We start from the raw sequence: 24,302 nt of genomic DNA, 5'->3' as shown, positions 1-24,302 counted from the left end.
CTTCCCGCTCGTCGCAATCTGCTGAGGATGCTCGCATGCGGCTGCGCGCTTGCAGCCGCTCTGCTCTACGCGGTCCCGGTAGAGGCAGGCGGCTCTTCCATGCCCTGGGAAGCGCCGCTGCAGTCGATCCTGGAGAGCATCGAAGGACCGGTCGCCAAGGTCATTGCGGTCATCGTCATCATCGTCACCGGCCTCAGCCTGGCGTTCGGCGATACCTCGGGTGGTTTTCGACGGCTGATCCAGATTGTGTTCGGCCTCTCGATCGCCTTTGCAGCATCGAGCTTCTTTCTCAGCTTCTTCAGCTTCGGTGGCGGAGCGCTAATCTGATGGGGCAGGGTATTCCCTTCGGCTCGGATGACCTCCCGGGCTTTTATGCGCCGGTGCACCGTGCGCTGGCAGAGCCCATATTGCTGGGCGGCGCGCCGCGGGCTCTTGCCATCGTCAACGGCACATTGGCCGGCGCTGTAGGGCTCGGACTGAGACTGTGGCTCGTGGGCCTTGCGATCTGGGCGATCGGCCATGTCCTTTCGGTCTGGGCCGCCCGGCGCGATCCGCAATTCGTCGACGTTGCACGCCGCCACCTCAGATATCCGACCTGGATCCGGCCATGATGTCGCTCAGGGAATATCGGAGCAGATCCGCAAGGCTGGCAGACTTCCTCCCCTGGGTCGCACTGGTGGGGCCGGGCGTGGTGCTCAACAAGGACGGATCGTTCCAGCGCACTGCGCGCTTTCGCGGCCCCGATCTCGACAGCGCGACCTCCGCCGAACTGGTGGCCATCACCTCGCGCCTCAATAACGCCCTGCGCCGTCTGGGGTCGGGCTGGGCCGTATTCGTCGAAGCGCAGCGCGTTCCCGCACAGGCCTATCCTTTAAGCAGCTTTCCCGATCCTGTCTCGGCGCTCGTCGACATGGAGCGGCGCGAGCAGTTCCGGGAAAAGGGCACACATTTCGAGAGCTGCTACTATCTGACCCTGCTCTGGTTGCCGCCGCCGGAGGATGCCGCGCGCGCCGAAGGCTGGCTCTACGAGGGCAAGGCAACAAAGGGTGCCGCTCCTCGACAAGTAGTCAAATCCTTCGTCGATAGAACGGATCGCGTGCTGCACCTCCTCGAGGGTTTCATGCCCGAGACGGGCTGGCTCGATGACGGTGCGACGCTGACCTATCTGCACAGCACGGTTTCCACCAAGGCCCAGCGCGTCCGGGTACCCGAGACGCCGGTCTATCTCGACGCCCTGCTGACCGATGAGCCGCTGACCGGCGGCCTCGAGCCCAGGCTGGGGCAGGCACATCTGCGCACACTCACGATCACGGGTTTGCCCACAGCAACCTTCCCAGGCCTGCTTGACGAGCTGAATGCCCAAGCCTTCCCCTACCGCTGGTCGACCCGCGCGATCATGCTCGACAAGACCGATGCGACCAGGCTTTTGACAAAGATTCGCCGTCAATGGTTCGCCAAGAGAAAATCGGTCGCAGCCATCCTCAAGGAAGTGATGACCAACGAGCAGTCGGTGCTCATGGACTCGGACGCATCGAACAAGGCCGCCGACGCCGACATGGCCCTGCAGGAACTGGGCGCCGACCACGCCGGTATTGCCTATGTCACCGCGACCGTGACCGTCTGGGACCATGATCCTGCACTCGCTGCGGAGAAGCTGCGCCTGGTCGAAAAAGTCATCCAGGGCCGCGACTTCACCTGCACCATCGAGGGCATGAATGCGATCGAAGCCTGGCTCGGATCGCTCCCCGGCCATGTCTACGGCAATGTCCGCCAACCCCCAATCTCCACCCTCAATCTCGCCCACCTGATCCCCCTGTCAGCGGTATGGGCGGGAGCGGAACGGGACGAGCATTTCGGTGACGCCCCCTTGTTTTACGGCAAGACCGAAGGCTCGACCCCGTTCCGCCTTTCCCTTCATGTCGGCGATGTCGGCCACACGCTCATCGTCGGGCCGACAGGGGCGGGCAAGTCGGTGTTGCTGGCGCTGATGGCGCTGCAGTTCCGTCGTTATGCCGACGCGCAAATCTTCGCCTTCGATTTCGGCGGGTCGATCCGGGCAGCAGCGCTCGGGATGGGAGGCGACTGGCAGGATCTTGGGGACGCGCTCAGCGCCGATGGCGAGGACGACAAAGCGGTTGCCCTGCAACCGCTAGCGCGCATCGACAATCCTGGTGAACGCGCCTGGGCTGCCGAATGGCTGGCCGCCTTGCTTGCCAGCGAAGGCGTGGCCGTCGATCCGTCAGCCAAAGCGCACCTCTGGTCGGCGCTGACCTCGCTAGCGTCCGCCCCTCCGCCCGAACGCACCCTGACCGGGCTTGCCGTATTGCTGCAGTCGCAGGAACTGAAGCAGGCGCTCGCGCCCTATCTTGTAGGCGGCCCATGGGGCCGTCTGCTCGACGCCGAAGAGGAGCAGCTTGGCGATGCGGCAGTTCAGGCGTTCGAGACCGAAGGGCTGATCGGCGCGTCATCGGCTGCTGCTGTGCTCGCCTACCTGTTTCACCGGATCGAGGGGCGGCTTGATGGTTCGCCCACCATGATCATCATCGATGAAGGGTGGCTGGTACTCGACAGCCCGGCTTTTGCTGCACAGCTGCGCGAATGGCTGAAAACGCTGCGCAAGAAGAACGCCAGCGTCATCTTCGCAACGCAGAGCCTTGCCGACATCGAAACCTCGTCAATCGCGCCTGCCATCATCGAGAGCTGCCCGACACGCATATTCCTGCCCAACGAGCGCGCAGCCGAACTCCAGATCGCGCGCGTGTATGAACGGTTCGGTCTCAATGCCCGGCAGATCGAGATCTTGAGCCGGGCAACGCCAAAGCGCGACTATTACTGCCAGTCACGGCGCGGCAACCGACTGTTCGAGCTGGGTCTGGGCGAAGTCGCTCTCGCCTTCACGGCTGCGTCTTCCAGATCCGACCAGACCTGCATCGACGAACTTTTCGCTGCCCATGGCCGCGAGGGCTTTGCCGCAGCCTGGCTACGGCACCGCAGTCTCGACTGGGCGACCGAGTTGCTGCCTCCCATTTCGCCCGCTTCGCAAGAAAAGGAACCCGATCAATGAAAATGCCCATCTTTCGCCGTGCGTTCGCTGCATTGAGCCTTGCCACGCTGGCTGCCGGCACGTTGCTGGCAAGCCCGGTCCACGCACAGTTCGGCGGGATCGTTTATGATCCGTCCAACTACGCGCAGAATGTCATGACCGCAGCCCGGTCGCTCGAGCAGATCAACAACCAGATCCAGCAGCTTCAGAACCAGGCAACCAGCCTGATCAACGAAGCGCGCAACCTTGCCAGTCTGCCCGTCTCGACGATCGAGTCGCTGCAGAGCCAGGTCGACCAGACCCGGCAATTGCTGGGTGAGGCGCAGCGGATCGCTTATGATGTGACTGACGTCCAGCAGGTGTTCAACGGCCGCTACCGGGGCGCGGCACTATCTGCGGGTCAAGCCCAGATGGTCGCCAACGCCAATGCGCGCTGGCAGGACAGCGTCGGCGCGTTCGAGGATGCGATGAAAGTGCAGGCCGGAATCGTTGGAAACCTTGGTGCGACCCGCAGCTCGGTCACGACCCTGGTCTCAGCCAGCCAGTCGGCAACCGGGGCGCTCCAGGCTGCACAAGCCGGCAATCAGTTGCTCGCAGTCCAGACCCAGCAACTTGCTGACCTGACGGCCGCACTCGCTGCCCAGGGGCGCGCGCAATCGATCGAAGCTGCACGCAATGCGGCTACCGAAGCGGAAGGCCGCGAGCGCTTCCGTCGTTTTCGGACCCGCAACTGACATGAGCCGGCTGGTCAGACTGGCAGCGGCGGCAGCCCTTGGTGGACTTTTGACGGTGATCGCGGTCGTCTCTTCGATGCGGCCGCCTTCACCACCGAGGACCACACAGATTATCGCTGGCGACACACCAGCGGCTAATCCCAACGCTGTCGATCTCAGGCGCTGCCGGGCGATCACCACAACGGACCCAGATTGTGACGCTGCGTGGGAGTCAGAGCGCCAGCGGTTCTTCCATGGACGGGAGCGTCAGCCATGAATGATACCGGCGTGATCGACGAGTTCCTGGCTGTCTTTACCCAATACATCGACAGTGGCTTCGGTTTGCTCGGTGGTGAAGTGGGCTTCCTGTCGTCCACCCTGATCGTGATCGACGTGACCATCGCTGCTTTGTTCTGGGCCTGGGGCACGGACGAAGATGTCCTGCAGCGGCTGATCAAGAAGACGCTCTATATCGGCACGTTCGCGTTCATCATCGGCAATTTTTCGAACCTTGCAGAAATCCTGTTCCAGAGCTTTGCCGGGCTCGGCCTTCAGGCCAGCGGAAGCGGGATGGCCATCGGGGAATTCATGGCGCCGGGCGTTGTCGCAGCCACCGGCCTCGACGCCGGACAGCCGTTGCTCGATGCAACGGCGGATCTGGTAGGTCCGGTAGGCCTTTTCACCAACTTCGTGCAGATCATGATCCTGCTGATTGCCTGGCTGATCGTTGTGATCGCGTTCTTCGTCCTAGCAATCCAGATTTTCGTCACGATCATCGAGTTCAAGCTGGTCACTCTGGCAGGCTTTGTCCTGCTGCCATTCGCCTTTTTCGGGCGCACCGCCTTCATGGCTGAGCGCGTGCTGGGCCACATCATTTCTTCTGGAATCAAGGTGCTGGTGCTGGCCGTCATCACCGGCATCGGTACGACGCTATTTGCGCAGTTCATTGACGCAGGGCTGGGCGTCGAACCCGACATTCAGCAGGTCATGGCCATTGCCCTTGCAGCTTTGACACTCCTTGGCCTTGGCATCTTCGGTCCCGTTATCGCCAATGGAATTGTTGCAGGCGGTCCGCAGCTCGGCGCGGGCGCGGCTGCCGGAACTGCGATCGCAGCTGGTGCCACGCTCGCCGGAGGAGCCGCAGGCGGAAAACTGGCCGCCGGTGCCGCAGGATCGGCTTTTGCCGGAATGGCGGGCGGTGGTGCTCGCGCAGCCGGTGCGGTTTCGGGAGCCTATTCTGCAGGCGCCGCTGGAAGTTCCGGCAAAGCGGCAGTCGCATCAGGCCTGGCAAATGCTGCAAAGTCGGCTGCGGGGACCGTAACGTCCCCGCTCCGACGTGCAGCCGAAAGTCTAAAGGCCAGCTACGCTGCCGGGAAGGGCGGTGCGCCGAAAGACGCTGACGCAAGCGGGCACTCCGATGGTCCGCCGGCCTGGGCCACCGCACTGCGGCGACGGCAGACCATCGGTCAGGGCGCCTCGATCACCGCGCACACGCTGAAGGGCGGCGATAGCCATGGCAGCGGCTCAGGCCCCGACATTACCGACAAGAGCTGAACCCAAGAAAGAGGTCCTTCCCATGTTTCGACGCTCCTCCATCCGCTACGGCACCAGTCCCGAACCCGTCACGCCCTATCAGCGCGCAGCCCAGGTCTGGGATGACCGGATTGGTTCAGCGCGTGTGCAGGCAAAGAACTGGCGCCTCGCCTTCTTTGGCTGTCTCGTGATCTCAGGTGGCCTTGCAGCAGGCCTGGTCTGGCAGTCTGCGCGTGGCACAATTACACCCTGGGTGGTCGAAGTCGACAAGCTGGGGCAAGCCCAGGCCATCGCTCCAGCAGATGCCGATTTTCGTCCCACCGATCCGCAAATGGCATTCCATCTTGCCCGCTTCATCGAGCAGGTTCGGTCTATTCCGGCTGATCCCGTCGTGCTGCGGCAGGAATGGCTCAGAGCCTATGACTTCACCACCGATCGCGGCGCGCAGGCGCTCAATGATTATGCGCGGAATAACGATCCTTTCGCGCAAGTCGGCAGAGTCCAGATTGCGGTCGACGTCTCGAGCGTCATCCGTGCGTCACAGGACAGCTTCCGGGTCGCCTGGACCGAGCGGCGCTATCAGGACGGCGCGCTGATCGAGACGTCGCGCTGGTCCGCCATTCTCACCACAGTCGTGCAGCCGCCGCGCACCCCCGATGCCCTGCGCAAGAATCCGCTCGGCCTGTTCATCAACGCCATCAACTGGTCAAAGGAGCTAAGCCAATGATTTCTCATTCGTATGCATGGCGACTGTCGGTCCTGCTGTCGGCCGCTGCGGTCGCCAGCCTTCCGGTTTCGGCAATGGCACGCGCGCCCCGCAATCCAGCCCTCGTGCAGGCCATACCGCCCACGCCTGAACCTGCAGACCCGCGAACGCGCATCGGGAGGGCAAATGCTGCTGCGCGCATCGAACCTGAGCGGACCAGCTATTTCAACGCGATCCAGCAATATGCCTATGCCGAAGGCGCGCTGTTCCAGATCTACACCTCGCCGGGGCATGTCACCAACATCATGCTCCAGCAAGGTGAGGAGCTGGTGGGTCCGGGACCGGTCGCATCGGGCGATACGGTCCGCTGGATCATCGGAGATACGGTGAGCGGTAGCGGTCTTGCGCGCCGTGTCCATATTCTGATCAAGCCGACCCGGGCCGACATCAGCACCAATCTGGTCATCAATACTAACAGGCGCACCTATCATCTGGAACTCAGCGCCACGACGTCCACCTACATGGCAGCGGTTTCGTGGACGTATCCGCAAGATGCGCTGATTGCCCTGCGCAACGCGGAGGTTGAGGCTGAGCGCACTGCACCTGTGGCCGCAGGGATCGACTTTTCCGGCTTGAACTTTGACTACCGCCTGGCGGGCGATCGGCCGCCATGGCGACCGGTACGGGTGTTTGATGACGGACGGCAGGTCTTCGTCGAATTTCCCCCCGCTGTCGCAACCGGCGACATGCCGCCTCTCTTTGTGATCGCGGACAGCTCAGCAGAGCTCGTGAATTATCGGGTCCAAGGGCGCTTCATGGTCGTCGACAGGCTGTTCGATATGGCTGAGCTGCGGCTCGGTTCTGGCCGCAGCGCTCGCCATGTTCGCATTTTACGCGAATCGCAGCGGGGCGGAGGGCGCTCATGACTACGCAGGCCCAGACGCAAGAAACTGCGTGTGACGACAAACTCACGGGTCATCCCGATGAACTGGTCGAGGAAACATCTGTGGCACCATCCGGCGCCGAAGATTTACGCATCATTGCAGAGCCGCCGCGGGTCATGCGCCTGTCGCGCAAGACCCTCGCCGCACTGGGATTTGTGGCCAGCCTTGGAATTGGTGGTTCACTGATCTACGCACTTCAACCCAAAGATGACGCGCCGCCAGAGAACCTCATCGACACCAACAGCCGCAATCGCGCGGATCAGGTAACGGGCGCACCTGCCAGCTACAGCGACGTCCCGAAGCTGGGACCACCGCTTGCCGATGGCGGCGGGGACCTCATAGGCCTTGGGCAGCAGGACGGCCAGAATGTTCCGATCTCGCCGATCGAACCGCCTGCCAACGATACGCCACCACCCGACCCAGGGATTGCAGCTGCCGAGCAAGCGCGCGAACGAGCTGCGCAGGAACGCGACAGCGCCAGAACCAGCCAGCTGTTTCTGGCAGGAAGCAGCAGGGGCGGGGAAGTCCGACCCTCGGCCTCGTTCAATTCAGCACCTGCAGCTGTCAACGCTGCCGGTGACACAACGCAGGCCCCTGCGGCCACCGCAACGTCAAGCCGCCAGGCGTTTCTCGGGCGAAGCAGCAATCGGGGCATGGAAAGTTCCGAGCGCATCATGCGTCTTGGTTCGCCCAATGTCGTGCAGGCCGGAAGCGTGATCCCAGCCGCGCTGATCACCGGTATCCGCTCGGATCTGCCTGGGCAAATCACGGCGCAGGTCACTCAGAATGTCTATGACAGTCCAACCGGGCGCATCCTGCTGATCCCGCAGGGTGCGCGACTGATAGGCGAGTATGACAGCGATGTCGCAGGCGGGCAGAACCGCGTGCTACTTGCCTGGGACCGTCTGATCTTTCCCGGAGGTCATTCTATTCTGCTCGACCGGCTGCCGGGTGGCGATGCCAGCGGTATGGCAGGCCTTGAAGACCGCACGGATTATCACTCGGGGAGCATGCTTAAGGCTGCCCTGATTTCAGCGCTTCTGGGTGTAGGAACTGACCTTGTCGCCAGTGACGACAGCGATCTTGTGCGCGCGCTGCGCTTCGGAACCCAGGATATCGTCAGCCAGACCGGGCGGCAGGTGGTGCAGCGACAATTGAATGTGCCGCCAACCCTGACCGTCCGCCCGGGCTTTGCTCTCAGGATCATCGTTACGCGCGATTTGATCCTTGAGCCATTCAAGACAGGAGCAGCGCGATGACCCGCCTCAAGTTGGCAGACCTTACCGATGAAAAGCCCGTGCGCATGACGCTGGAAATCCCTGCGCGGTTGCATCGGACTTTGGCCGCTTATGCCGTTGCGGTAAATGGGGGTGACCCCAAAGGTGCCCCGACCGTCGAACTGCTTGTTCCGCCTATGCTGGAGAGGTTCATTGCCGCCGACCGGGCCTTTGCAAAGTCCCGCAAAACACGCAGCGGTGTCTGAAACCCACTGGAAACCGGCCGCCCTCTTTCGACTGCGTTGTGAAATGCAAGGCAATCACACCAGCCTGCGTGCGAAAATGTGTCTAATTCTAATAACTTCCAGTTTCTGAAAGTTTCAATAAACTTGGATATGAGTGACCCGCTCCGGGATGCTGCAGGACGTTGTTCAACTGGCCAGCAGAATCAAAATCGCCAGAAAGGCGCGGTTCGGTTAGAAAGGTTATGTGTCGAGGCCGGTCAGTTGCGAAACAATTAGGCGGTCAGAACGACTGATTTGGCCGATTTCGAGTGCTGATTGCCCGCACGCATACCGGCTTATGTCCGCGTAAACCTCTCACCGCGAGCTGGACGTCGGAAACGATGTCCAGGCGGCCGGGTCACGGTTCTGCAGCAGCCTGGATTAAAGCAGGCGGAACAGGATACCCCCAGCCTTCATATTCGCCGGCTATGACAGCTGACATCGTCGCCAGTTCTATGGAGCTGTCGTTTATTCGGTGGCTCATGATAATTGGCGATGTGGCCGGTTCCAGCAGGTCGCGATAGACCACATCATGACTGCGGGATCGACTTACGGACTCAGGAATTATTGCCAGCCCTTCTTCAGCTGCAACAAGGCCAATGGCGATCTGCAATTCACGTACTTCGTGAGCAATCACAGGCTCAAGACCATGATCCCGAAACAGGGAGATCACCTGGTCGGCGTAGCTTGGACGCGGAGCACGCGGGTAGATGATCTGGGGTTCGCCCGCCACCTGCTTTATCGACAAGGGGCTGATTTGCGCGGCGAGCGGATGATCGCGAGGTAGCGCTACAGCAAGCCGTTCGTTGCGCAAAACTGTCCGCCTGATCGCCGGATCTTCAAATCTTACCCGCCCGAACCCGACATCTATTCGGCCTTCCTTGAGCGCAGTGATTTGATCCAAGGTTGTACTTTCGACAAGCACCAGGTCAACCTCGGGAGAAGACCTGCGAAATGCCCTGATCAGTTCGGGCAGCCGAGCATAAATTGTCGAGGCCACAAACCCGATGGTGAACCGCCGACGTTCTGCGAAGGCGGCGGCCTTCATCATCACGTGCATGTCGTCCATCCGGTCGATAACCTGCCGAGCCTGTTCGTGCAGCAGCAGTCCAAGCGGTGTCATTGCCAGCGGCTTTGCGCTGCGATCGAACAATGGACCTCCCACCTCGTCTTCCAATGCGCGGATAGTCCGGCTCAGCGGAGGCTGCGCCATGTTCAGTTGATCGGCAGCGCGCGAAAAGCTGCGCGCATTGGCTACGGCGAGGAACTGGCGAAGCTGTCGGAAATCCATGTCCATACCTTTAAGGTATAACGTAGGAACCGCAATGATCTTTGAACTGCTCCAGACAGATCGATACTCCGAACAAAACGAGCATGTCCTGGAGAGTCGACATTATGGCAGCATTTGGAACGATCGAGACGTTCATCGTCGATGTTCCGACCATCCGGCCCCATGTGCTGGCAATGGCGACCATGCATGCACAATCGATGGTCATTGTGCGAATCATCGACGCAGACGGCGTTGAGGGTATCGGCGAAGGCACGACGATTGGCGGGCTGAGCTATGGCGAGGAAAGCCCTGAAAGCATTAAGTCGGCCATCGACACCTATATCGAACCGCTGCTAAGCGTGTGTGACCTGTCTCGGGTCAGGGAAACGATGGCTCGGATATCGCGCAGCGTCCGTGGTAACCATTTTGCGAAATGTGCGATTGAGACGGCCCTTCTCGATATGGCGGGCAAACGGCTTGGTCTGCCGGTTTCCGAGCTGATCGGCGGTGGGCGCGTCCGGTCTTCCCTTCCAGTCGCTTGGACACTCGCCAGCGGCGATACCTTGACTGACATAGAGGAAGGCGAGGCGATGCTGGACCAGCGCCGCCATCGGATTTTCAAGCTCAAGATAGGCAAGCGCGATGTGGCTGCCGACGTCGCGCACGTCGCTGCGATCTGCAAGGCGTTTGCCGGTCGCGCGAGCATTCGGGTCGACGTCAACCAGAACTGGACCGAAGCGCAGGCGGTGCGAGGAATGGCGATGCTGCATGATGCCGGGGTCGACTTGGTTGAACAGCCCGTAGCGCGAGACTCCCTCGATGCGATGGCACGCCTTTCGCAGCACCAAACGGTACCGCTCATGGCGGATGAGGCTCTCAACGGACCCCGATCGGCCTTCCGGATTGCTGCGGCGGCAGGAGCGGGGGTCTTTGCAGTCAAGATCGCGCAGTCTGGCGGTCTGCATGCAGCAAGCGAGGTTGCGGCAATTGCCGTGTCGGCCGGAATTTGCCTTTACGGGGGTACGATGCTGGAAGGCGGTGTTGGTACGGCTGCATCGGCACAGCTGTTTGCGACATTTCCGGAGCTTGAGTGGGGCACGGAACTGTTTGGACCGCTTTTGCTGACCGAGGAAATTCTGGCGACGCCGCTGGTCTATTCTGACTTCGAGCTTGCTGTGCCCGAAGGGCCGGGGCTCGGCATCGTCCTGGACGAGGACAAGGTCGCCCGATTTCGGCGCGATGCCACAGCCCCTGCCATTTACGCCGTTGCTTGAAGGGATTTTCTGATGCTGTTCATGGTGGAAATGCAAGTCAACATTCCGCTCGGCTTCGACGCCGAAGAAGGGGCACGCCTCAAACTGGCGGAGAAAATGCGCTTTCAGGAACTGCAGGCGGCAGGCACTTGGCGTCACATCTGGCGGGTCGTTGGGCAATACGCAAACGTCAGCGTCTTTGATGTCGAGAGCACCAGCCAGTTGCACGACATTTTGATGGGTCTTCCCCTCTATCCTTTCATGACGATCAAGGTGACCCCGCTGTGTCGCCACCCATCCTCGATGCACGAGGACGACCGCTGAATATTCCACCAATGCAAAAAGACGATATTTGGGAGAGCTACATCATGGAAGAAGCCTTTGTTGATTCCGCACCAATTCGCAGTCTGCTGGACAGGGCTGCCGGGCTCGACGGCGAGGCTGGCGATCCGCGTCTTAAGGCAATTATGCGTGACCTGCTCGACGCAGCAGCGCGCGTGATTGTCCGTCATGACGTATCGGAAAGCGAGTTCTGGGGCGCGATCAAGTATCTCCAGAACAGCGCAGGCGAGATCGGCCTGATCGTTCCTGGCATCGGGCTCGAACATTTCATGGATCTATATTTGGATGCCAAGGACGCTGCCGCCGGGCTGACCGGCGGAACCCCGCGGACGATCGAGGGCCCTCTCTATGTAGCAGGGGCGCCTCTGGTCGAAGGGTTTGACGTCAACCTGACCGATGATCCCGATGACACCACCAGCCTTTACATGACCGGCCAGGTAAAGGGTCCCGATGGAGAACCTGTTGCCGGTGCAATCATGCACGTCTGGCACGCAAACTCGAAAGGCTGGTACTCACACTTTGACCCTACGACCGAGCAGACGCCGTTCAACAACCGGCGCCGCATAAAGCTCGGGGCGGATGGGCGCTATGCTTTCCGGTCGAAGATGCCCAAGGGCTACAGCGTGCCACCAGGCGGGGCAACGGACATACTCATGCAGGCCGTGGGGCGTCACGGCAATCGCCCCGCACATGTGCACTTTTTCATCGAAGCTCCTGGCTATCGCCAGCTGACGACGCAGATCAATTTCGGCGACGATCCGTTCGCGCATGACGACTTTGCATTCGGTACCCGCGCAGGGTTGCTGCCGGTCCCGATGCGGCAAGGCGATAGCGCTTCGATCACCTTTGATTTTGAGTTGCAGCGCGCTCGACACGCTGAGGACGAGCAATTGTCGACGCGCGCCCGCGCTGAGGCTTGAACAAGCGATACAGAGGAGACTGGTAGCATGTCAGCATCACTCAGGGCTCGGATCGAAACGGCGGTTGTCGATGATGCGGATACCGGGCAGTTCCGGTGTCGGCGGGACATTTTCACCGATCCTGATCTTTTTGAACTCGAAATGGCGCACATCTTCGAAGGCAACTGGGTCTACCTGGCACACGAAAGCCAGATTGCAACGACCAACGACTGGCTGGCAGTGACGGTGGGTAGGACACCAGTCGTCATTACCCGCACCAAGGATGGCGCGCTCAATGCCTTCATCAATGCCTGCTCCCATCGAGGTGCGATGCTGTGCCGGCGCAAGCGCGGCAGCGGACGGGTGTTGGTGTGCCCCTTCCATGGCTGGAGTTTTACGAACGACGGAAGATTGCTCAAGGCCAAGGACGAAGCAACCGGCGCCTACCCAGCCTCGTTCAACGTCGATGGTTCGCATGACCTGACCCGTCTGGCACGCTTCGAAAGCTACCGGGGCTTCCTGTTTGGCAGCGTCAATGCCGATGTTGCATCGCTGGATGAATATCTGGGCGAGACCAAGGTAATCATCGACCAGATAGTCGACCAGGCGCCGGACGGCATCGAGGTATTGGCTGGCAGCTCGTCATACATTTTTGACGGAAACTGGAAGTTGCAGATGGAAAATGGCTGCGACGGCTACCACGTCAGTTCGGTTCATTACAATTATGCCAAGACCATGGGTCGGCGTGCCGAAGGGGGCACAAAAGCGGTTGATGCGAACGGTTGGTCCAAGGCTGTCAGCGGTGTGTACGGGTTCGACAATGGCCATATTTTGCTCTGGACCAAGGTGCTCAATCCTGAGGTTCGGCCTGTATGGTCACACAAGGAGCAACTCGAAGACCGACTGGGCAAGGACCGCACGCGTTTCATCGTCGAGCAGAGCCGCAATCTTGCCTTGTATCCCAACGTGTTTTTGATGGACCAGTTTTCGACGCAAATCCGCGTCGTCCGTCCAATCGACGTGAACCATACAGAAGTGACAATCTACTGCTTTGCACCCAAGGGCGAGAGCGCGAAACTGCGGGAAACACGGATCCGGCAGTATGAGGATTTCTTCAACGTTTCGGGCATGGGAACGCCGGATGATCTTGAAGAATTTCGCACGTGCCAGACGTCCTATGCCGGCGCTGGCGGTCTTTGGAACGACCTCAGTCGCGGAGCAAAGCGCTGGATCGAGGGACCCGATGAGAATGCCCTTGCCATGGGGATGAACCCGCTACTCAGCAGCGAGCGTAGCGAGGACGAAGGTCTGTTCGTCCGCCAGCACGAATACTGGGCCAAGGCGCTGCTAGGCGGCCTTGATCGCGGCGATCGTATCTCGGGGGAGATGGCATGAGCGCTTTAATCGAAGTGCAAGCGTTCCTCTATCGCGAGGCACGGCTGCTCGATGACAGGCAATGGCAGGAATGGCTCGAATGCTACACGCCGGATTGCACATACTGGATGCCGGCATGGACTGATGACGATGAACTGGTCACTGATCCTCAAAGCCAGATTTCGCTGATCTACTACGCCAACCGTCAGGGTTTGGAAGACCGGGTCTACCGCATCGAAACGGAACGTTCGAGTGCAAGCACCCCGGAGCCGCGCACGGTACACATGCTGGCCAACATCGAGCTGCTGGAAGACCGCGGCGGCGAAATCGATCTGCGCTACAACTGGCACACGCTGAGCCACCGCTTCAAGGCGACTAGCCAGTTCTTTGGCACTACCTTCTGCACGCTGCGGCGCGCCAGCAACGACTTCAGGATCTGCGCCAAGAAAATAGTGCTGAAGAACGATTACATTCACCAGGTCATTGACGTTTACCATGTCTGAGCCAGCACAGCCCTTCCGCGGTCGTTTCGCAGGCAAATTCATGGTCGTGACAGGCGCTGCGCAAGGCATCGGACGCGGCGTGGCGGTGCGGGCCGCAGCGGAAGGAGCGCAAGTCCTCCTTGTCGACCGGGCCGATTTGGTAAGCGAAGTTGCGTCTCAAATAGGGTCTTCAGCTCACGTGTTTCTCGCTGACCTGGAGGACCATGCAGGCGCGCTCGCAACGATGGCCAAGGCAATCGAGCTGTTTGGCAGGATCGATATTCTGATCAACAATGTTGGCGGAGCAATCCGGATGCGACCGTTTGCCGAATTTACGGCCGATCAGATCGATGCCGAGATCCGCCGCTCTTTGATGCCAACTTTATACTGCTGCCATGCGGTTCTCCCGTCCATGCTGGCGCAGCAGTCCGGGACGATCGTAAACGTCTCCTCCAATGCAACCCGTGGCATCCGTCGTGGGCCATACTCGGCTTCGAAGGGCGGTATTAATGCACTCACACAATGCCTGGCGATGGAATATGCTCAGCAGGGGATAAGGGTTGTTGCTACCGCTCCAGGTGGTACCGCAGCGCCAGCCCGCATAGTGCCGCGCAATGCTGAGGGCGACACGGCACAAGAGCAGGCTTGGATGGCCGAGGCAGTCGAGCAGGTGACCAGTTCGACGTTCTTCAAGCGGTATGCAACGCTTGACGAGCAGATTGCACCTATCCTGTTCCTCGCATCGGACGAGGCAAGCTACATCACCGGTACCGTCCTGCCTGTCGCCGGCGGCGACCTTGGCTGATTGCAAAAGGCAAACCTATGTCAAAAATCTATTCAAGCCCTGCAGCTGCAGTGTCCGGAGTTCTCTTTGACGGCATGACCATCATGTCCGGCGGGTTTGGCCTTTCCGGAAACCCCGAAAGCTTGATTCCCGAAATTCGTAAGGCAGGGGTGCGCAATCTGACGGTGATCTCGAACAATGCCGGCGCTGACGGTTTCGGCCTGTGGATGCTGCTCGAAAGTCGCCAGATTCGAAAGATGATTTCGTCCTATGTCGGTGAGAACAAGCTCTTTGAAGACCTCTACCTTTCAGGAGATCTCGATCTGGAGCTCAATCCGCAAGGGACTCTCGCCGAGCGGATCAGGGCAGGGGGCGCAGGTATCCCCGCATTTTACACCCGTACTGGCGTTGGAACACTGGTCGCCGAAGGAAAGCCTCTCGAGGTGTTTGAGGGAGAAGAATACGTGCGCGAAACCTGGCTGCGGGCAGACCTTGCAATCATCAAGGCTTGGCGCGCTGACCCGGAAGGCAATCTGATGTTCCGTCGTACTGCGCGCAACTTCAATCCCAACATGGCGACCGCAGCGAAAGTCACCGTTGTCGAGGTGGAGGAAATCGTGCCTGCGGGCACATTCGACCCCGACTGCATCCACACTCCGGGCATATATGTCGACCGCATCGTGCTTTCCACAATCAACGAAAAGCGCATCGAGAAGCTGACGGTCCGTCCACGGGAGATCGCATGATGCCATGGAACCGCAATCAGATGGCGGCGCGTGCTGCAATGGAACTCCACGATGGCGATTACGTCAATCTGGGTATTGGCATTCCCACGCTCGTGGCGAATTACGTTCCGGCGGGAATGAAAGTTACCTTGCAGAGCGAAAATGGCATGCTTGGCATCGGACCATTTCCTTATGAAGGAGAAGCGGATCCTGACCTGATCAATGCCGGCAAGCAGACTATCACGGCTCTGCCTACATCCAGCTTCTTTTCCTCGGCAGACAGCTTCGCGATGATCCGCGGCGGTCATATCGACATGGCCGTTCTGGGAGCAATGGAAGTCGGCATGAATGGCGATCTCGCCAACTGGACCATTCCCGGCAAGATGGTGAAGGGCATGGGAGGCGCGATGGACCTCGTCGCCGGGGTCAAACGGATCGTCGTTGTGATGGATCACATAGCCAAGTCGGGTGCGCCCAAGATCCTTGAAAAGTGTACGCTTCCGTTGACCGGACGCCGCGTGGTGGACCTGATTGTCTCGGACCTGGCCGTGATTTCCGTCGATCGCAAGGAAGGTGGGCTTACGCTAGTCGAGCTGGCGCCGGATGTTACGGTAGACGAGGTGCTGAGCAAAACCGGAGCACCTATCGATGTTTCAACCTTTGCGGCAGCAAGACAGAACTGATGCCGTTCAGCACGCAAACTGGGCCCAGGATTTACTGGAAGCTTGAAGGGTGTGACGAAGCTCCAGCACTCGTCCTGCTGAATTCGATCGGTACGGATATGGGACTGTGGGCTGCCTGCCTGCCGGATCTGCGTAAATCGTTCCGGGTGCTGACCATCGACACCCGGGGTCATGGTGCCTCCGACATCGTCAGCGGTGATTACACGCTTGGCGCACTGGCAAGCGACGTGCTTGGATCGATGGATGCTGCCGGTTTGTCTTCGGCTGCCATTGCCGGGGTGTCTCTCGGCGGCATGATCGCCATGGAAATGGCGCTTTCACAGCCTGAGCGGTGTGATGCGCTGGCGTTGATCTGTACGTCTGCAACCATGGACAAAGCGGCATGGGCAGATCGTGTGTCCAAGGTTCGCACAAGCGGTATGCTAGGCCTGGTCGATCTGTTGATGGGACGCTTCCTGTCCGAACAATTTACCGCGCGGGAGCCTGCAGTCGCAGCGAGCATCCGGCGCGGCCTTATAAAAATGGATCCTGCTGGCTATTCAGGCTGCGCTGCTGCCATTCGCGACATGGATATCGCCCATCGGATAACCGCTATCGCGCAACCCACTGCGGTAATGACAGGCGATCTTGATAGCTCGACGCCGCTTCCAGGTCATGGCGACTATCTTTTGGCCAGCATTGCAGGCTCCAGACATGTGAGGTTGCCGACGGCGCACCTTGCGCCGCTCGAAGCACCAGAATCTCTGGCGGCGCATCTAACCGCCTTTTTTGCAGGGGCGATGAATTCATGAACGAAGCCTTCATCTGCGATGCCATTCGTACACCTATCGGCAAGCTGAACGGTTCGCTCTCCGCTATTCGTGCAGACGATCTGGCGGCGCTGCCCATCCGCGCATTGCTGCGGCGCAACCCCACTCTCGCGGACGCTGATATTGACGACGTCATTCTTGGTTGTGCCAACCAGGCCGGTGAGGACAATCGCAATGTCGCAAGGATGGCAGCGCTTCTGGCTGGCCTTCCTGAAACAGTGCCAGGCGTTACGGTCAACAGGCTTTGCGCCTCAGGCCTGAATGCCATCGGCATCGCGGCTCAGGCAATCCGATCGGGCGATGCCAGCCTCATCATTGCAGGCGGGGCCGAAAGCATGACGCGGGCGCCTTACGTATTGGGCAAGGCCGGCAACGCATTCGACCGAACTCAGATGATTGAGGACACGACATTAGGGTGGCGCTTTGTGAACCCGGCGATGAAAGCCGCCTATGGTGTCGATACGATGCCGCAGACCGCCGAGCATGTGGCCGAGCAATGGAATGTCAGCCGCGAGGACCAGGACCGCTTCGCCTGCGCCAGCCAGGAGAAGGCTGACCGCGCGATCAGGTCAGGGCGGTTTGCAGCTGAAATCGACCCTGTGGACATCGCGCGGTCAAAGCAGCCGCCTCAAATTTTCGACTGCGACGAGCACCCGCGCATCAGCACCCTCGACGCTCTGGCACGACTCAAGCCTATCGTGCGTACCGATGGGACTGTCACCGCGGGCAATGCATCTGGTCTGAATGACGGCGCAGCGGCTATGATCATTTCCACTGCCGAAGCCGCAAGCAGGTGCGGGTTGACCCCGCGCGCCCGGATACTGGGCATGGCCAGTGTAGGTGTCGCCCCACGCATCATGGGGATTGGCCCGGTGGAGGCCGCACTCAGGGTATTATCGCGATGCGGCCTTGTAGTAAGCGATCTCGACGTGATCGAATTGAATGAGGCATTTGCAAGTCAGGCCGTCGCTAGTCTGAGAGAACTTGATATCGATCCGTTCGCCGACGGCCGGGTAAATCCGAACGGTGGGGCCATAGCATTGGGTCATCCGCTGGGCATGTCGGGTGCCCGGATAATCATGACGGCGGTCGAAGAACTTCGCAGGATCAAAGGACGTTTTGCTCTTGCGTTCATGTGCGTTGGTGTCGGTCAAGGGGCAGCTCTCCTGATCGAGAGGGCTTAGGCATCCTCATGTCGGTTCAAAAGGTCGCTTCAAATATAGTGGACGAATGGATGCCGTAACGAGCGACAGCTATACTGCGCGGTCCGAGCGCGTAGGCTCGATGTTGGCTACATGCCCTCGGAAGCGATTGCGAAAGCAGATTGTCTTGCTTTGACACTCATCCACCCATGGCAGTCATCAAGGATCGCTGTCAGCGACACAGGTGAATGACTAAATTGCCAAACAGGGGCCTCGGAACGGTCCCACGATAGGCTGACGGTGAGCGTATCGACGCAATGAATAGCTTCAATCCCAGACAAGCAATTTGTCGCCTTGGCAGCTGAGCGTTACCCCAAATCGATCAATTCAAAAAAAGATCTAGGGGAGGCATATGACCAACAGATTCGTGCTGCGTTGCAGCGTCGCGCTTGCTGCAATATCCGTATCGGCGCCCACGCTTGCTCAAGAGGCGACGCAAGGCCAACCAGAAACAGGTGGGCTTGAAGAGATCGTTGTTACAGCTCAGCGTCGTGAAGAAAGTCTCCAGAAGGTGGCAGTAGCCGTGTCCGCCGTTTCAGGGGATGCCATCATCAACGCAGGGGCATCAGATGCTGTCGGCCTGTCACGTCTCGTCCCCTCGCTTGTCGTCCAACCTGCAGCAGGCACCTCCCTGAGCCTCTACCTGCGTGGCGTAGGTTCGCAACAAGGCAACTCGTTCGCGGAAAATGCGATTGCCCTGAATGTCGGTGGCGTCTTTATCGCTCGGCCTTCATCGCTCGGCGGAATCTTCTACGATCTGGAGCGAGTTGAAGTTGTCAAAGGTCCGCAAGGTACTCTGTACGGACGCAATGCCACCGGCGGTGCAATCAACGTTATTCCCCGCAGGCCCATTCTTGGCGAATTTGGCGGAAATGCCACGTTCGAATACGGGAACTACGACAGCCTGAAGCTGGCGGGGGCTCTGAACCTGCCGATTGGCGAGAACGTGGCGGTGCGTCTGGCGACGCAGATCGTCGATCGTGATGGCTATCTTTCGGATGGGTATCAGGACGATAGCGGCCAGGCAGTGCGCGCCTCCATCCTCGCAAAGCCGACTGATGGCTGGTCAATCCTCGTGTCTGCAGACTATTTCCATCAAGGTGGCCAGGGCATTGGCAGCGTGTTGTCGCCAGGGTCAGCATTTCCTGTTGGAGTGAGTGCAGGCTATGCTGCTCCTGCACTTTCACGCAGGATTGGTGGATCCGACCCTCGCAGCGTGGCAGCTCTCGCTGCATTCGCAGGCACGCTGTTCGCTCCGCCCTTCTGTGGCGGCTTTGGCGGCTTTGTGAGAAGTGGATGTGTCGCTCCACCACGCGCAGACGGTTTTGTAGACTCAGATTATTACGGAATCAGCGCTGAAATCGAGGGCGACCTCGGTTTTGCAACACTGACGATCGTCCCTGCATATCGACGCAGCGATAACAAATATGATGGTTATGCGCCGGGTTTTCTGACCCGGACGGATGAGGTGAGCAAGCAGACGTCGCTGGAAGTCCGACTGTCCTCGAATGGCAGTTCGCCCTTCCAATACGTGCTGGGCGGCTACTATTTCGACGAAGACCAGTCTGCCCTCAACTTCTTTGATCAGGGCACGATCTCGACGACAAGATTCACCCCCAATTTGGGCACAAAGAGCTATGCTGCCTTTGGCCAGGGGACCTATTCAGTTACCGACACCTTCCGAATTGTCGCAGGCGGGCGCTACACCAAGGAGGACCGCACACAGCTGACAGCCCTTGCATCTGGCGGTCTGCCTGGCGTGGTGCTTCCTCCGCTTGGTGCACCGTTTGCTGGCGATCAGCAATTCAAGCGGTTCACCTGGAAACTTGGTGTGGAAGCTGACATCGCAGATGCTTCACTCCTGTATGCCAACGTCGCAACCGGGTTCAAGGCAGGAGGGTTCTTCGTAGCTTCCCCGCCGAACAATACGTTCAGGCCGGAAAAGCTCACTGCATACACTGTGGGTTCCAAAAACCGGTTCTTAAACGGCCGCATTCAACTCAACCTCGAAGGGTTCTACTGGGATTATACCGACCAGCAGATCTCGTTCGTGGGACCTGTCCAGTCAGGGCCTATTTCGGTTCCTGGCGGCGTTACCATCAATGCCGGTCGCGCCAGAATGTTTGGGGTGGATACAGAACTGCGCGTCAAAGTCGGCGATCACGGCCTGTTCTCGGTCGACTTCCAGTATCTCAATGCCAAGTACAAGGCGCTGGCATATACCGCGATTTCCGCCTCTGGTGGGCCAATCCGCAATGGATGCGCGATCACGAACGGCCGTCAGGCTAACCCGGGAACACCAATTCCTTCACGGCTGTTTGACATCAATTGCTCGGGGTTCCCGACGATCAACTCTCCAAAGTTCTCTTTGAATCTGGGCTATGACCACGAGATACCGGTAGGCGATCTGACATTTGTTCTCGGTGCCCGCACACGAATTGAATCCAGCCGCTTCACCAATATCGAATATCTGCCCGAGCAGCGGCAGGGTGGCTACATGACGTCGGATGCCTATGTCACATTGGAAGGTCCGGACAAGCGTTGGTCGCTGACCGCGTTCATGAACAACATCGAAGATGAAACGATACTTGGCGGTACCGTCGTGCGCCCCGTCCTCCAGACGGTTTACTCGGTATTGCGCCCGCCACGTACCTATGGCCTGCGGGCGTCGTTCAACTTTTGACCGCGATCTCGGTTGAGCATCAATCACCTGTGGTTGTGAAGTGCAACCGCAGGTGATTTCATAGTTACACGTTAGGGGCTGGCAGATGGTCTGGTTGAGGGATGCTTGGTATATGGGCGGTTGGGCCGACGAGGTCGGCCCTGCCGGGCTTGCCCGTCGCATTGCGGACAAACCGATTTTCTTTTTTCGTCTGGCCGATGGTTCTGTCGCCGCCCTCCTGGATCGCTGCCCACATCGTTTTGCGCCACTGTCCAGAGGTGTCCGCGATGGCGACCGAGTGGTATGCGGATATCACGGCCTGGCATTTTCTGCCGAAGGCAAGTGTGTCTACAATCCGTTTTCTGATCGCGCGCCGGCGGGTTCTGATATCCCAAGCTACAAGGTCGTCGTGAAGGATGACATTGTCTGGCTCTGGGGCGGCGCACCAGAACGAGCGGACCTCACCTGCATCCCTGATTTCAGCTTCATTCCAGATGCGTCGCATAGCCGCACGATCCGCGGCTACACGCTGATGCGCGCGAACTATGAATATGGAACTGACAACCTTCTGGACCTGTCGCATATCGAGTTTGTGCATAAAGGTACCTTCGCGGGCCAGGGTGTCATTTTTGCCGGCCAGCATTCGGTGAAGGTCGACGGCAAGACCCTTTACTCCAACTGGTGGATGCCCAACATTTCTCCACCGTCGATGGCGCAGGATGTTTTTCCGGCAGATACTCGTGTCGACCACTGGCTGGACATGCGCTGGAATGCCCCAGCTACCATGCGGTTGAATGTAGGCGTGACGCCCCATGGCGCGGATCGTGGTGCAGGCTTGGAAATCCCGCAGGCCCATATTCTTACGCCAGCAGACGAAGATACTACACACTATTTCTGGTCATCTACGCGTTTCCATGATCTCGATAGCCCCGACACAGATGAAATGCTTCGTACCATGTTCGCCAGCGCGTTTGATATGGAAGACAAACCCATCATCGAAGCTGCATACGCGAATGTTCGAGGTCGGGATTTCTGGAAGGAGAAACCCGTTTCCCTCGGCATCGACCAAGGCGGAACACGAGCACGACGCATGCTGGAGCGAATGATATTGCAGGAAAATGCCGTCGACCCATGATCCGCCTTGGGCGGCGCGTCAAATTGCATGCTCATCATCTGCCGTCAGCTTTGCGAGGTCGCCGTCTATCGGTTGCTTGCCCGGCTTTTCGCGACGATAAGGTTCAAAGCTTCGACGATCAGCATCGAAAACCATGTCCCACGGAATATCATCGCCGCGGAATATCGCGGGTGCATTGTGAGACCATAGCAACGAACCAAACTTGAAATCCCAAGCACGCGGAACCCAGTTATCATCCAGATAATCAGTATCAGCATGATACTCAGCTTCGCCAGCGCGTCCAGGAATCTCGCAATAATAATAGATGGCACTCGAAATGCGGTGGCGCGATATGCCTCCGCTCGTATTCATCGTCGTGTTCTTCCAACCCTTGTTGTCCATGATATTCGCCCCGAGCATGACTTCGTCGATGTCGTCGCAGCCAAACGCGATATGCATGAACTTGAAATGATCGGGTGCTATGGGAAGGTCGCAGTTTACCCAAAAGATTGAGTGGTGCTCGTAGGTGCCACTGGCTCGAGCGAAAATGCCGGTGCCCTTGGAGTGATCGACATAGCGAAAGCCAAGGTGTCGTTCGTAAAATTCGAAGCTGCCGACGTAATCGGGTGAGAAGAACACCACGTGGTTGATAGTTTTAGGGATGGCGCGTTTGCGCCATATGCGATGCTGGTTGAAGCGCGGCCAGCTCGAAGGGGTATTGACCGGGCTGGCCTCTGACACCACGGCGCGCTTGGTCCAGACGCGCAGCGCGATGGGTTGACCATCAGGGCATACGCAATGGACAGTACCATCGGCGTCGTAGCGAAGCTCCACCTCTCTAGCCAGGCTCGTGGCGATATTTTCCAGCGACTCAGCCGTATCGATGCCCCACACGGTTTCCTTGATGCCGTCGCCATCGAACGGATCCGGGCTTGGCAGCCGAGGGTCGCCGTGTTGCAACACGATCACCCGGCTCCCCGACTGGAGGCGGAAAATGCTTTCAATGTCACTTGCAAATTCCAGCGGGAGTCCAAAATCTGCCCAGAAACGGGTGTGCTCGGCAACATCGGCCACGCCGAACAACACGCTTTCAACGCCAAGTACTTGCTGCAACGATTCAATAGACATACAAACTCCGGGACTGTGTCAAGCCATCGTTGTGGCCCAACCGATCGAAGTCCAGAAGCGGATGTTTTCGGACGCTTTCTATCGACGCGCTGGATGCCGACCATGCTGCAGCGCCGAAAAGCGGCTCAGCGTTGCGGATGGTTCATTCGGTACTCTACCTCGATTTCGGAGCGGTCTATGCCGCCGTCTGCGTGCAAGGCCACAACATTGGGAACAATTGGGACCTGCGCGCCTGCGGCAGCCTGGAGCCGCTCGACCATCCACCTCAATGCCCGGTCGTTATTATGCGCGATGTTCCATTGAACGGTCTCGCGGATCGGCGGAATCGCAAAAGGAATTTCGCGCATGACCAAAGGCATCGACTGGCTGAAAATGCGGGCCATTCGGCGATGCATGGTAGCGATGCGCTTGGTACCCACGATGAGGCGGGGAATTGACAGGAATGTCGGAGCTACGACTTCGATGCGCCGCTGCTGTTTCTGACGACGTACGAACCAGTCATCAAATGCAGGAACTCTGGTTTTTCCGAAACGTGCTGTCACATGACCCAGTTCAAAATACAGGTCCTTGGACATTGGCAAAGCCATGGCAGGATTGTTCTGGTCGCCTACCACCACATAATCATCTTCAAAAATGAGCAAGCTGGGGTGATCGGCCGATATGGCGTAGTCTATCGTCAGCAACAGGTCGATATATCCCCTCTCGATTGCCTCTATTGGGGAGTCGTGCATGGGGTGAATTTCGATCCGTATATTCGGAGCCTCCGTCTCAAGGTCGGCGATCACGGTTGCCAGCAATACCTCAGTGGAATAATCCGATGCCATGATGCGGATGACCCGGTCAGCCGTCGCAGGGTCAAATGGTGGTGCGACAGCAACCGTCGTCCGAATCTGTTCAAGAACGGCCCGAACCGGGTCAATCAACTCTTCAGCACGCGCCGTCAGTATCATGCTGCGTCCCTTCAGAACCAGCAAGTCATCTTCGAAATACTCGCGGAGCCTTCCAAGAGCACTGGAAGTTGCCGACTGCGAAAGGCAGAGCCGGTCTGCTGCAAGGCTTACACTCCGTTCGGTCAGCAGGGCATCCAGTGCGACAAGCAGATTTAGATCGAGCCTTCCGAACCGCATCGCCATCT

Annotated in this window: 25 protein-coding genes; 22 read left to right on the top strand and 3 right to left on the bottom strand. The window is 59.0% G+C overall.

Annotated features, from left to right (window positions below; translation table 11 throughout):
- Window positions 1-27: 27 nt before the first annotated feature.
- Genes B5J99_RS01075 through B5J99_RS01030 form a run of 10 tightly spaced genes read left to right on the top strand, consistent with a single transcriptional unit; the run spans window position 28 to window position 8,422 of the window.
- Window positions 28-327: a TrbC/VirB2 family type IV secretion system protein gene (locus tag B5J99_RS01075; RefSeq protein ID WP_117353286.1), complete on the top strand. Its 300-nt coding sequence runs from the start codon at window positions 28-30 to the stop codon at window positions 325-327.
- On the top strand, window positions 327-611 hold the full coding sequence (locus tag B5J99_RS01070) for a VirB3 family type IV secretion system protein (protein WP_117351183.1): 285 nt from the start codon (window positions 327-329) through the stop codon (window positions 609-611). The genes B5J99_RS01075 and B5J99_RS01070 overlap by 1 nt, the downstream gene beginning before the upstream one ends.
- Entirely contained in the window at window positions 608-3,064 is a 2,457-nt protein-coding gene (trbE, locus tag B5J99_RS01065) for a conjugal transfer protein TrbE (protein ID WP_117351182.1), read from the top strand. Before B5J99_RS01070 ends, trbE begins: the two co-directional genes overlap by 4 nt.
- Entirely contained in the window at window positions 3,061-3,777 is a 717-nt protein-coding gene (gene trbJ, locus B5J99_RS01060; protein ID WP_117351181.1) for a P-type conjugative transfer protein TrbJ, read from the top strand. The genes trbE and trbJ overlap by 4 nt, the downstream gene beginning before the upstream one ends.
- Entirely contained in the window at window positions 3,719-4,033 is a 315-nt protein-coding gene (gene trbK-alt, locus B5J99_RS01055) for a putative entry exclusion protein TrbK-alt (protein ID WP_342768887.1), read from the top strand. Before trbJ ends, trbK-alt begins: the two co-directional genes overlap by 59 nt.
- On the top strand, window positions 4,030-5,310 hold the full coding sequence (gene trbL / locus B5J99_RS01050) for a P-type conjugative transfer protein TrbL (RefSeq protein ID WP_117351180.1): 1,281 nt from the start codon (window positions 4,030-4,032) through the stop codon (window positions 5,308-5,310). The genes trbK-alt and trbL overlap by 4 nt, the downstream gene beginning before the upstream one ends.
- 22 nt (window positions 5,311-5,332) lie before the next feature.
- Window positions 5,333-6,016: a conjugal transfer protein TrbF gene (gene trbF / locus B5J99_RS01045; protein ID WP_117351179.1), complete on the top strand. Its 684-nt coding sequence runs from the start codon at window positions 5,333-5,335 to the stop codon at window positions 6,014-6,016.
- A complete protein-coding gene (trbG, locus tag B5J99_RS01040; RefSeq protein ID WP_117351178.1) occupies window positions 6,013-6,921 on the top strand; it encodes a P-type conjugative transfer protein TrbG in 909 nt (302 codons plus the stop codon). Before trbF ends, trbG begins: the two co-directional genes overlap by 4 nt.
- Window positions 6,918-8,198, top strand: a complete 1,281-nt coding sequence (locus B5J99_RS01035) for a TraB/TrbI/VirB10 family type IV secretion system protein (protein ID WP_117351177.1) — start codon at window positions 6,918-6,920, stop codon at window positions 8,196-8,198. The genes trbG and B5J99_RS01035 overlap by 4 nt, the downstream gene beginning before the upstream one ends.
- On the top strand, window positions 8,195-8,422 hold the full coding sequence (locus tag B5J99_RS01030) for a DUF2274 domain-containing protein (protein WP_069049228.1): 228 nt from the start codon (window positions 8,195-8,197) through the stop codon (window positions 8,420-8,422). The genes B5J99_RS01035 and B5J99_RS01030 overlap by 4 nt, the downstream gene beginning before the upstream one ends.
- A gap of 376 nt (window positions 8,423-8,798) precedes the next feature.
- Here the strand turns inward: B5J99_RS01030 and B5J99_RS01025 are convergent, their stop codons facing one another.
- The gene (locus tag B5J99_RS01025) at window positions 8,799-9,731 is read right to left on the bottom strand and encodes a LysR family transcriptional regulator (protein WP_069049311.1); all 933 of its coding nucleotides are present in this window, start codon (window positions 9,729-9,731) and stop codon (window positions 8,799-8,801) included.
- A gap of 104 nt (window positions 9,732-9,835) precedes the next feature.
- On the opposite strand from B5J99_RS01025, the gene B5J99_RS01020 reads away from it, so the two are divergent.
- From B5J99_RS01020 to B5J99_RS00965, 12 genes are all read left to right on the top strand, one after another.
- The gene (locus tag B5J99_RS01020) at window positions 9,836-10,984 is read left to right on the top strand and encodes a muconate/chloromuconate family cycloisomerase (protein WP_117351176.1); all 1,149 of its coding nucleotides are present in this window, start codon (window positions 9,836-9,838) and stop codon (window positions 10,982-10,984) included.
- Window positions 10,985-10,996: 12 nt separating this feature from the next.
- The gene (gene catC, locus B5J99_RS01015; protein ID WP_117351175.1) at window positions 10,997-11,287 is read left to right on the top strand and encodes a muconolactone Delta-isomerase; all 291 of its coding nucleotides are present in this window, start codon (window positions 10,997-10,999) and stop codon (window positions 11,285-11,287) included.
- Between the two features lie 44 nt (window positions 11,288-11,331).
- Entirely contained in the window at window positions 11,332-12,225 is an 894-nt protein-coding gene (locus tag B5J99_RS01010; RefSeq protein WP_069049225.1) for a dioxygenase family protein, read from the top strand.
- 27 nt (window positions 12,226-12,252) lie between these two features.
- Complete coding sequence (locus B5J99_RS01005) at window positions 12,253-13,599, top strand: Rieske 2Fe-2S domain-containing protein (protein ID WP_117351174.1); 1,347 nt, start codon at window positions 12,253-12,255, stop codon at window positions 13,597-13,599.
- The gene (gene benB / locus B5J99_RS01000) at window positions 13,596-14,081 is read left to right on the top strand and encodes a benzoate 1,2-dioxygenase small subunit (protein ID WP_117351173.1); all 486 of its coding nucleotides are present in this window, start codon (window positions 13,596-13,598) and stop codon (window positions 14,079-14,081) included. The genes B5J99_RS01005 and benB overlap by 4 nt, the downstream gene beginning before the upstream one ends.
- Window positions 14,074-14,865, top strand: a complete 792-nt coding sequence (gene benD, locus B5J99_RS00995; RefSeq protein ID WP_117351172.1) for a benzoate diol dehydrogenase BenD — start codon at window positions 14,074-14,076, stop codon at window positions 14,863-14,865. The genes benB and benD overlap by 8 nt, the downstream gene beginning before the upstream one ends.
- 17 nt (window positions 14,866-14,882) lie before the next feature.
- A complete protein-coding gene (locus tag B5J99_RS00990) occupies window positions 14,883-15,590 on the top strand; it encodes a CoA transferase subunit A (protein WP_069049221.1) in 708 nt (235 codons plus the stop codon).
- Window positions 15,590-16,252: a 3-oxoacid CoA-transferase subunit B gene (locus tag B5J99_RS00985; RefSeq protein ID WP_069049310.1), complete on the top strand. Its 663-nt coding sequence runs from the start codon at window positions 15,590-15,592 to the stop codon at window positions 16,250-16,252. Before B5J99_RS00990 ends, B5J99_RS00985 begins: the two co-directional genes overlap by 1 nt.
- Window positions 16,252-17,043, top strand: coding sequence for an alpha/beta fold hydrolase (locus B5J99_RS00980; protein ID WP_117351171.1), 792 nt, complete (start codon window positions 16,252-16,254; stop codon window positions 17,041-17,043). Before B5J99_RS00985 ends, B5J99_RS00980 begins: the two co-directional genes overlap by 1 nt.
- Window positions 17,040-18,245, top strand: coding sequence for a 3-oxoadipyl-CoA thiolase (pcaF, locus tag B5J99_RS00975; RefSeq protein WP_117351170.1), 1,206 nt, complete (start codon window positions 17,040-17,042; stop codon window positions 18,243-18,245). The genes B5J99_RS00980 and pcaF overlap by 4 nt, the downstream gene beginning before the upstream one ends.
- Before the next feature lie 370 nt (window positions 18,246-18,615).
- Window positions 18,616-20,946 (top strand): TonB-dependent receptor, encoded by a 2,331-nt coding sequence (locus tag B5J99_RS00970; protein ID WP_117351169.1) that lies wholly within the window; start codon window positions 18,616-18,618, stop codon window positions 20,944-20,946.
- 85 nt (window positions 20,947-21,031) lie between these two features.
- Complete coding sequence (locus B5J99_RS00965) at window positions 21,032-22,060, top strand: aromatic ring-hydroxylating oxygenase subunit alpha (protein WP_117351168.1); 1,029 nt, start codon at window positions 21,032-21,034, stop codon at window positions 22,058-22,060.
- A gap of 18 nt (window positions 22,061-22,078) precedes the next feature.
- Here B5J99_RS00965 and B5J99_RS00960 read toward each other — a convergent pair whose 3' ends face one another.
- Window positions 22,079-23,167 (bottom strand): VOC family protein, encoded by a 1,089-nt coding sequence (locus tag B5J99_RS00960; protein WP_083231221.1) that lies wholly within the window; start codon window positions 23,165-23,167, stop codon window positions 22,079-22,081.
- A gap of 125 nt (window positions 23,168-23,292) precedes the next feature.
- Window positions 23,293-24,300 (bottom strand): LysR family transcriptional regulator, encoded by a 1,008-nt coding sequence (locus B5J99_RS00955; RefSeq protein ID WP_245991702.1) that lies wholly within the window; start codon window positions 24,298-24,300, stop codon window positions 23,293-23,295.
- Window positions 24,301-24,302 lie beyond the last annotated feature (2 nt).

This window comes from Blastomonas fulva (genome assembly GCF_003431825.1).
Lineage (GTDB): Bacteria > Pseudomonadota > Alphaproteobacteria > Sphingomonadales > Sphingomonadaceae > Blastomonas > Blastomonas fulva.
This window is presented reverse-complemented; position numbering and strand designations above follow the sequence as displayed.

What these genes read in the sequence shown, in the direction of transcription:
- trbG (WP_117351178.1), top strand. Translation starts at nt 6,013, where the DNA reads ATGATTTCTCATTCGTATGCATGGCGACTGTCGGTCCTGCTGTCGGCC.
- B5J99_RS01020 (WP_117351176.1), top strand. Translation starts at nt 9,836, where the DNA reads ATGGCAGCATTTGGAACGATCGAGACGTTCATCGTCGATGTTCCGACC.
- B5J99_RS01005 (WP_117351174.1), top strand. Translation starts at nt 12,253, where the DNA reads ATGTCAGCATCACTCAGGGCTCGGATCGAAACGGCGGTTGTCGATGAT.
- B5J99_RS00955 (WP_245991702.1), bottom strand. Translation starts at nt 24,300, where the DNA reads ATGGCGATGCGGTTCGGAAGGCTCGATCTAAATCTGCTTGTCGCACTG.
- trbF (WP_117351179.1), top strand. Translation starts at nt 5,333, where the DNA reads ATGTTTCGACGCTCCTCCATCCGCTACGGCACCAGTCCCGAACCCGTC.
- B5J99_RS01010 (WP_069049225.1), top strand. Translation starts at nt 11,332, where the DNA reads ATGGAAGAAGCCTTTGTTGATTCCGCACCAATTCGCAGTCTGCTGGAC.
- B5J99_RS01035 (WP_117351177.1), top strand. Translation starts at nt 6,918, where the DNA reads ATGACTACGCAGGCCCAGACGCAAGAAACTGCGTGTGACGACAAACTC.
- B5J99_RS00970 (WP_117351169.1), top strand. Translation starts at nt 18,616, where the DNA reads ATGACCAACAGATTCGTGCTGCGTTGCAGCGTCGCGCTTGCTGCAATA.
- trbJ (WP_117351181.1), top strand. Translation starts at nt 3,061, where the DNA reads ATGAAAATGCCCATCTTTCGCCGTGCGTTCGCTGCATTGAGCCTTGCC.
- pcaF (WP_117351170.1), top strand. Translation starts at nt 17,040, where the DNA reads ATGAACGAAGCCTTCATCTGCGATGCCATTCGTACACCTATCGGCAAG.
- catC (WP_117351175.1), top strand. Translation starts at nt 10,997, where the DNA reads ATGCTGTTCATGGTGGAAATGCAAGTCAACATTCCGCTCGGCTTCGAC.
- benD (WP_117351172.1), top strand. Translation starts at nt 14,074, where the DNA reads ATGTCTGAGCCAGCACAGCCCTTCCGCGGTCGTTTCGCAGGCAAATTC.
- B5J99_RS00965 (WP_117351168.1), top strand. Translation starts at nt 21,032, where the DNA reads ATGGTCTGGTTGAGGGATGCTTGGTATATGGGCGGTTGGGCCGACGAG.
- B5J99_RS01070 (WP_117351183.1), top strand. Translation starts at nt 327, where the DNA reads ATGGGGCAGGGTATTCCCTTCGGCTCGGATGACCTCCCGGGCTTTTAT.
- trbK-alt (WP_342768887.1), top strand. Translation starts at nt 3,719, where the DNA reads ATGCGGCTACCGAAGCGGAAGGCCGCGAGCGCTTCCGTCGTTTTCGGA.
- B5J99_RS01030 (WP_069049228.1), top strand. Translation starts at nt 8,195, where the DNA reads ATGACCCGCCTCAAGTTGGCAGACCTTACCGATGAAAAGCCCGTGCGC.
- B5J99_RS00960 (WP_083231221.1), bottom strand. Translation starts at nt 23,167, where the DNA reads ATGTCTATTGAATCGTTGCAGCAAGTACTTGGCGTTGAAAGCGTGTTG.
- trbE (WP_117351182.1), top strand. Translation starts at nt 608, where the DNA reads ATGATGTCGCTCAGGGAATATCGGAGCAGATCCGCAAGGCTGGCAGAC.
- benB (WP_117351173.1), top strand. Translation starts at nt 13,596, where the DNA reads ATGAGCGCTTTAATCGAAGTGCAAGCGTTCCTCTATCGCGAGGCACGG.
- B5J99_RS00980 (WP_117351171.1), top strand. Translation starts at nt 16,252, where the DNA reads ATGCCGTTCAGCACGCAAACTGGGCCCAGGATTTACTGGAAGCTTGAA.
- B5J99_RS00990 (WP_069049221.1), top strand. Translation starts at nt 14,883, where the DNA reads ATGTCAAAAATCTATTCAAGCCCTGCAGCTGCAGTGTCCGGAGTTCTC.
- B5J99_RS01075 (WP_117353286.1), top strand. Translation starts at nt 28, where the DNA reads ATGCTCGCATGCGGCTGCGCGCTTGCAGCCGCTCTGCTCTACGCGGTC.
- trbL (WP_117351180.1), top strand. Translation starts at nt 4,030, where the DNA reads ATGAATGATACCGGCGTGATCGACGAGTTCCTGGCTGTCTTTACCCAA.
- B5J99_RS01025 (WP_069049311.1), bottom strand. Translation starts at nt 9,731, where the DNA reads ATGGATTTCCGACAGCTTCGCCAGTTCCTCGCCGTAGCCAATGCGCGC.
- B5J99_RS00985 (WP_069049310.1), top strand. Translation starts at nt 15,590, where the DNA reads ATGCCATGGAACCGCAATCAGATGGCGGCGCGTGCTGCAATGGAACTC.